Source organism: Commensalibacter communis (assembly GCF_947179105.1).
GTDB classification, from domain to species: Bacteria; Pseudomonadota; Alphaproteobacteria; order Acetobacterales; family Acetobacteraceae; genus Commensalibacter; species Commensalibacter communis.
In genome coordinates, this window is record NZ_CAMXCK010000018.1 from 1 (window position 1) to 4,900 (window position 4,900).

At 34.0% G+C, this 4,900-nt stretch carries 6 protein-coding genes; 1 reads left to right on the forward strand and 5 read right to left on the reverse strand.

From position 1 onward, the window contains the following. Nucleotides 1–281 precede the first annotated feature (281 nt). A complete protein-coding gene (locus PQG52_RS11320; RefSeq protein ID WP_271829589.1) occupies nucleotides 282–1,631 on the reverse strand; it encodes a relaxase/mobilization nuclease domain-containing protein in 1,350 nt (449 codons plus the stop codon). Nucleotides 1,632–1,674: 43 nt separating this feature from the next. Next, a complete protein-coding gene (locus PQG52_RS11325; RefSeq protein ID WP_271829590.1) occupies nucleotides 1,675–1,974 on the reverse strand; it encodes a plasmid mobilization protein in 300 nt (99 codons plus the stop codon). A 393-nt stretch (nucleotides 1,975–2,367) separates the two neighbouring features. On the opposite strand from PQG52_RS11325, the gene PQG52_RS11330 reads away from it, so the two are divergent. After that, nucleotides 2,368–2,898 (forward strand): replication/maintenance protein RepL, encoded by a 531-nt coding sequence (locus PQG52_RS11330; RefSeq protein ID WP_271829591.1) that lies wholly within the window; start codon nucleotides 2,368–2,370, stop codon nucleotides 2,896–2,898. 1 nt (nucleotide 2,899) lies between these two features. On the opposite strand, the gene PQG52_RS11335 is transcribed toward PQG52_RS11330, so the two are convergent. The 3 genes from PQG52_RS11335 to PQG52_RS11345 form a co-directional block, all read right to left on the reverse strand. After that, a complete protein-coding gene (locus PQG52_RS11335) occupies nucleotides 2,900–3,421 on the reverse strand; it encodes a hypothetical protein (protein WP_271829592.1) in 522 nt (173 codons plus the stop codon). A gap of 7 nt (nucleotides 3,422–3,428) precedes the next feature. After that, nucleotides 3,429–4,268 carry a hypothetical protein gene (locus PQG52_RS11340; protein ID WP_271829593.1) on the reverse strand — a complete coding sequence of 280 codons (840 nt, stop codon included), beginning with the start codon at nucleotides 4,266–4,268 and terminating at the stop codon, nucleotides 3,429–3,431. 1 nt (nucleotide 4,269) lies between these two features. Next, a partial coding sequence (locus PQG52_RS11345; protein WP_340222234.1) for a phage neck terminator protein occupies nucleotides 4,270–4,900 on the reverse strand: 631 nt, incomplete at its 5' end.

Below are 4,900 nucleotides of genomic sequence, written 5' to 3' on the forward strand. Positions count from 1 at the left end.
CTTATCTTCTGGAGCTTTAGCGATTACTTTTGCTGGTTGTTTATCTTTCGTTTTATTATCATCTGTCATTTTATATTTTCCTATTGATTTAGCCATAAAAAAAGACGCAGTAATTGCGTCTTTGATTGAGATATTTTTTGATTTTCTTTAGAATTTATCCATAAAAAAACGACCTCGAAACGGGTCGTTTATTATAAATCTGATATTGCAATCTATCTTGTAGACGCGACAATTACATTATGGTGTTTACCATAGCACATTTTGTCATTACTCGCAATAAACTACATCCCTAGCCCTCTACCTCGTGCAAGGCTAACTCTTGCCTTTTCTTCTTCCATCTGCCTTTGTCTTTCAGCCTTTCTATGCAGTTTTACTTCAATGCGTCTAAAGACCTTTCGAGCAAGCTCTTCAATTGTTGGTTTTCCTGCTCTAACTTGCTCAACCGTTCGCTTAATCTGTTCATAAGCTCGTTTTGTTGCCTCACCAACCTGTCTAATGCGTCTTTCAAGAGTTTCTCTGTTGGTGTCATTTAGTTCTTCCCTAACTTGATAATTCGGTAATCTTGATCGTCTCCGAATACTTGATCCTTGTATTGAGGATCGATCTGAATACAAATCTTGCTTGTCTTGTCCGATAAATTGCAGTTTGCCAACATCATCCCTTTGCTGTTTTCCTTGTAGAGAGCTGCCGACTGCTTCCAATCTACCATCTGATTGTATTGAAGTGTTGCCTCTCTGGCGAAGTAAACCATCCCTAATGCCAACACTAGCCCAATCCCTACCAGTATCCAAAACGGCACCTTGTAAAGTTTGATTAAGTCTTTCAGTATGGCTTGTTTTTGCTCTTCCAAATCGTTTCGAAAATTCTGTGCGTCTTCGTTCAACTGCCTTTTCAAGTCCTTCTGTAGATTGCTTATAGCGTTCAGAAGTTCTTTCTTCGCTTCCAAGTCCTTTTGCTCGCTGTATTTCTTCAATTGCTCGATTGAGTTCGAAAGACTGCTCATAGATCGCCCCTTTAAGCCTTAAATTTTGCCCGTCTGTTTTGATAGAAATGTTTTTGGATGTAACCCTAGCGATTTCAAATCCTGCCTCTGTAAGACAGTTTAAAACGTCCTCACGGGTTTGAATCCGCCCCTTTTCGAGTTCACGACGTAAAAGCCCATTGATTGCTTCCTGAGCAACTTTCTTGTCTTTGGGTATGTTTCTACTCGAAACCGTCATTTGACGCTTCTGCGGTGCGTCTGGATCGCTTAAACCATAGTGTTGATTAATAACCTGCTTGAAGTTCTCTGCAAGCGGTCGATCTGACTTGTCGTAATAAACCGATAACCGCTTTCCACTCTCAAGCTCTACATTCGGCACAAAGAAGTTTAACTCAAGCCTTCCTTTATCCGTATGTTCAATCCAGCAAATATTATATTGCTCTGGTTTCAACCCTGCAAAGAAGGTTTCTTCAAACTTTTGCATGATTTCATGTTTATAAACATCATTAATGTTACGTTCTTCAAACGATAAACAACCAACCGTGTATTTATTCTTAAAGTCTAACCCTTCTGCCACATCCACAGAAAGTCTTGGGTTTCCTTGTAGGACTTGAACTTCATCCTTGTGCTTCTTAAGCAAATAATCCATTGACCCACGAGGACTACCTTCCGATTTAGGATGAGGAAAAAACTTAATAATCATTTTCTAACAAACTCGTTAATTGCCGTTCGATATGAATGATCTCAACCAACCATTCAATATTGTGCTTTTCAAATTGAACTTTTTTAGCAATTTGATTGAGATTAACGCCAATCTTATTCAATTCATATAGTAGCAATGGATCAACAGTAGAAACACGCTTAGTAGGTTTTTGATCTAAGCAAGTTTCACGCATCCATTCTGCCAATCGAGCTTTGGTCTTTCTTTGAAGTAATAACTCATACTCTTCATCACTCGTCATAATCTCAATTTTCTTGGTTCGTTTCTTCATAGCTTCTTCTTTGCTGTAAAGGGGTTAAGGGGATTTTCCCCTTACAAGAGTACAAACCATGGTTTGTATATCCTTGCCCTCTTATTACTTAATAAAACGAAAGATTATCTTGCTTTCTCATATTTAGACAAATGTTTTTTATTTTTTATGAAAGAAGGCAAAAGTTTTAAAAAAAATTAAATATAAAATTTGAAATGTATTTTTGGAGTTTTCCACAGTTTAAAAGGGAGACTATAGAGGGATATAATATATCTATTATATCTAGTAACTTTCAAAATCATCAATTATCGTTGAAAAACCGTAAAAAACTCTCTTGCAATACTTGTCATACTGTGACAACAATACTTGTCATACTGTGACAACAATCAAAATGTTATTAACAAGGCTTTTATCATGTCAGCCCATATCAAACGCCTACAACCTAAAGACAAACAAGTAAAACAAGAATTAATACAACAATTACAATTTTTATTAGATCAATTCCCTGAACATGAAAGCAAAGCAACATCTTTATTATGGGAGATCAAACGTAAAAATAAACTTAATGATCCTAATACATGGACTTTTATCATGATAAGCCCCGAACAAAATTTAGCTGTTGTTAATTGGTTAACTTCTAAAAGTAAAAGACCCTTAAACGCTGTCAAGTTATGGGCATTACTGTTTGATAATGTTCATCGTGAAACAGGTCAAATAATGCTTACACGTCAAGAAATAGCCGATGAATTGAGGATACAATCGGCAAATGTTACTCGTATCATGACGGAACTTGAAAGCATAAATGCCATCATCAAAAAGAAAAATGGACGTGGGGTTACTTACTATATGAACCCAAATGTTGCTAACCATTATCCTCAAGAAATTAGAGAGATATCTCAAAAAGAAGCACCAAAATTAAAGTTAATTGATGGTGGACTAATCTAAATTACTTCTGCTGAGAAATTATACTAAATTTTAGATATGTCCTTAATCCTGGTGGTCTTTCTAATAAACGACCACAGGATCTATCATCCATATCTGAATATAAATAACAACGTGGTTTTTCTAAAATTTCTAACTTCCAAATACTTTTAAAAAACTTAAAAGTCATTTCATTAGAAGATACAAACTTAAAATCTGTTAACTCTCCAGAATACGTGTCTTCATCTATCAAACCAAAAAGAGCATTTAAATCATCTTGTAAATAAGAAGCATAAATTTTGGCTGTATCTATTTTCTTTTCTTTATTATTAAATAAATAAACATTCGATACATATATCATGTCCTCTTCATAAGTTATAAATAATAAATAATAAGAATAAACTTGAATGCACTTATATAAAATTTCTCCATAAACTTTATAACGAGTAAGATGTCCATTGATTAAAACACGACTTTCCCCACTACATGAACCGTTCCATTTCAAAACAGGTTTTAATGAAAAAGTATTATCTGTAATAAATTTCATTTTTTACCTAATCTACTAAAAACGCTGCTATAGCACTACCTAAAATACTTCCTGTTAATGCCCCCACAGGACCACCCAGTAACATACCAATTTCACCTCCCAATAATCCTCCAGAATACATAGCAGCTAATAAAATAGCTTCATGTTCAGCTGCTGCAACTTTATCATCTGCAACGATAATATTATGCAAAGATAATAGTAAAGTTACAACTAACAACTCCCTTTCAATAAGTTCAAAACCTTTTAAATTTTTAAATCTCTCAGTAATTTTGGAATTGCTTCGACCTGCGGATTTTATGGTATATTTTAAAATTTCTGTTTTTATAGTTGGGTCTGCTTTTATGTATAATTGTATCTTTTCTTTATATGATAACCTTTTATTCATTTCTTTTGCTATTGGTTTGCCTAATTTTCTTTTTTCATCTTCAGAAAGATGTGATGGCAAATCTTTTTGACTAAACCAATCTACTGTATTTTTTACAAGAAGTTTTCTTAAAGGAGTACCTTTAGCTTTTAAATCTAAAGCTTTAGCAAATCCAATAGGATGTGTTCCCATTCTTACCACACTCATCCAGACATTACGAAAGTTAGATGCTCGTGTTACTGCTTGTCGAACAGTCATTTGCCTTGTTTCTACTTTATTAAAATATTTCTTAGCCATTTTATCAATTTTAGCGGCATACCACATTCTAAGCTTGCCATCTAAGAAGAAACGAGCTCCTGGAGTAAACATGACTGAACGCAAATATTCAAATTCAGCCTTTAATACTCCCTCATCACCATTATTATCATATTTTAAATTTTCCTTATGTTTACTTGAGTAAACCGTAATCGATTCATTTGTCATTTTACTCACCTGAATCTACTAAACCCATATCCATGATAATCTCTTTTCCACTATCTGTACAAATTCCAAACTCTGGGTGATATTCGAAGTAAACACTTGTAGAGCATTTATCTGCAATTTGATCTTCTGCGTCCGTAAACACAGGTTCAATTCTTACATCATCACTATAAAGTGGAAAAAAAGGTGCTTCATATTTTTCAAATTGTTCGCTAGCCCAAGCATCATTAAATCTCACAACAAATGATTGTCCCATTTCTAAAGCAGGAATTTTATTACTACCAAAAAATGATATGTCGACTGTTACTTGTGATCGATACCATAAAATTTTATGCTTATCTGTATAACGCGTCTCAGTGCTAGATAATTGATGTTGGTCTGTAACTTGTAAAACAATAAAGGGTGCTTTAGGTGTTGAAACTCTATTACTCATCCCTTTGACAATAGTTAATTTAGCCCCTTTAATTGGAATAGCTTTTCGTAAAAATTTAGCAATTAAATCATACATTTCTTGATGTGTTAATTTTCTTAACTCTGGAAAATCCTTATCTTCTGGAGCTTTAGCGATTACTTTTGCTGGTTGTTTATCTTTCGTTTTATTATCATCTGTCATTTTATATTTTCCTATTGATTTA